We start from the raw sequence: 1,968 nt of genomic DNA, 5'->3' as shown, positions 1-1,968 counted from the left end.
GGGTGAGGCCGGCCGGGACCGCGTGCGCCGTCGTCCGGCCTCCTTCGCGCCTCAGGTGGGCGAACGCGCGCAGGTCGACGTGCCGCCGCTGCATCCGGGTGCCGTCGAAGGTCGGGAGCGTCGACAGGGCCACCACCTCCTGGGCGATGAAGCCCTCGGGCCGGGTGAGCAGCTCCTCGCGCCGCGCGGCCAACTCGGCCTCGGAGCACTCGGGCCCGATGGTGATCCCCAGCCCGCCGTACCCGTCGATCGGCTTGACCACCAGCTCCCCCAGCCGGTCCAGCACCAGGTCGCGCTGGGTACGGTCCGCGCACAGGTAGGTCGGCACCTGCTCGAGGACCGGGGACTCCCCCAGGTAGAAGTCGATCATCGCGGGTACGGAGGCATACACCGCCTTGTCGTCCGCCACCCCGTTGCCGAGGGCGTTGGCCACCGTCAAGCGTCCCCCGGCCAGGGCGTCCAGCAGTCCGTCACGCAGCGGCTCGCCGTCGAGCCCGGGTGAGCTGAGCAGCATGTCCTCGTCGATCCGCGCGTACACCACGTCCACCCGCTGGAGCCCGTCGCGGGTCCTCCGGTGCAGGATCCCGTCCCGGAAGACCACCTCGTCGGGAGTGACGAGTGGCAGGCCGGTCCGGTCGGCGATGAGGCGGTGCTCGAACCACGCCGAGTCCGCCGAACCGGAGGACATCACCACCACGTTCGGGGTGTCGCCCGCCGCCGGCGGTGCCGCGGACACGAGGGTCTCGCGGATCATGGGGAAGGCCTGGTCCGGCGAGTGAAGGTCGAACTCGTCGACCAGGTCGCCGAACAACGCCGCCGTCATCTCGCGGTGGGCGGTGGAGAAGGCGACGCCGGACGGCACGCGGACGTTGTCCTCGAGGACCAACCACCGACCGTCGTCTGCGCACACCAGATCGATCCCGCAGATGTGGGCCCGGATCCGGTCCGCCCCCAACGCCCGCCCGGTGCTCCTGCGGAACCCCGGTGCGCGATCGAGGGCCTCGGGGGTGAGGTGCCCCGCGTCGAGGAACTCCTGCTCGCCGTAGACGTCGTCCAGGAACGCGTCGAGGGCGCGGGCGCGCTGCTCGATCCCGGCGGCGAGCCTCCCCCAGGTCTCCGAGGTGATGATCCGGGGGACGAAGTCCATCGGGAACGCGTGGGGCCGCTCCTGCCCTGTGACACGGAACGTGACCCCGGCGACCGAGGCCTCCTGCTCGGCCCTCACCTGCCGTGCCCGGAGCCTGACGGTCCCGATCTGCTGAAGCGCCGTCAGGACGGGGTCGTACGGGGCCCGCGGCCGCCCACCGGCCTCGACCGCCTCGTCCCAGCTCGTGTCCTCGTCCAGGCCCTCGATCGGGAGGTAGACACCGAACAGTCGCGAGTGCGCGTCCGGCACGGGTGAACGGGAGCCGCTGGTGCCGCCGGTCTCCACCACCAGCAGGTCCACGACGTCCTGGACGTGGGCACGCCGGCGCAGGGTCTGCCGTTGACGGAACGCGCTGCTGCCGTTGTAGAGCGCGTCGTCGACCAACCCGCGCACCGTGTCCAGGTCCCCCGTGCCGGACAGTTGCTCGGCCAGGGAGTCGACCAGATCGGTGATGACGTCGGCCGCCGGACGGGGGCGGAAGGTGACCGGGTCGACCAGGGCGCCCTCGAGACCGGATCTCGCGGCGCGCCACAACGCGGCCCGGAGCCTGGTCTCCACGGGTGCGGACGGCGCCGCACCCCGCGCCAGGGCCTCGGCCTCGCGCTCGACCAGCGCCCGGAACAGGGTGGCCACGAGGGCAGTGGCGTCGGCGGAGGGACACGCGTCGCACACCAGGATCTCCACCGATCGCCCGTCCGACCCGGGCTGGATCCCGAAGCCCACCATGGAGGCGTCGCTGATCACCCCACTGCCGACGAGATCATCGACCAGTGCGTGGTAATCCTGCGCCGAGCACACGCCCGCCACCGGCGCGGTGGTCG

General features: G+C 72.5%; 1 protein-coding gene. It reads right to left on the bottom strand.

Going from position 1 to position 1,968, the window contains the following annotated elements; all coding sequences use genetic code 11:
• A partial coding sequence (locus G6027_RS12800; RefSeq protein WP_182637510.1) for a carboxylate--amine ligase/circularly permuted type 2 ATP-grasp protein occupies positions 1–1,968 on the bottom strand: 1,968 nt, incomplete at both ends.

It is taken from the genome of Dietzia sp. SLG310A2-38A2 (assembly GCF_014145095.1).
Lineage (GTDB): Bacteria > Actinomycetota > Actinomycetes > Mycobacteriales > Mycobacteriaceae > Dietzia.
The sequence above is the reverse complement of the archived record's forward strand: the minus strand, read 5'-3'. Positions and strand labels throughout refer to the sequence as shown.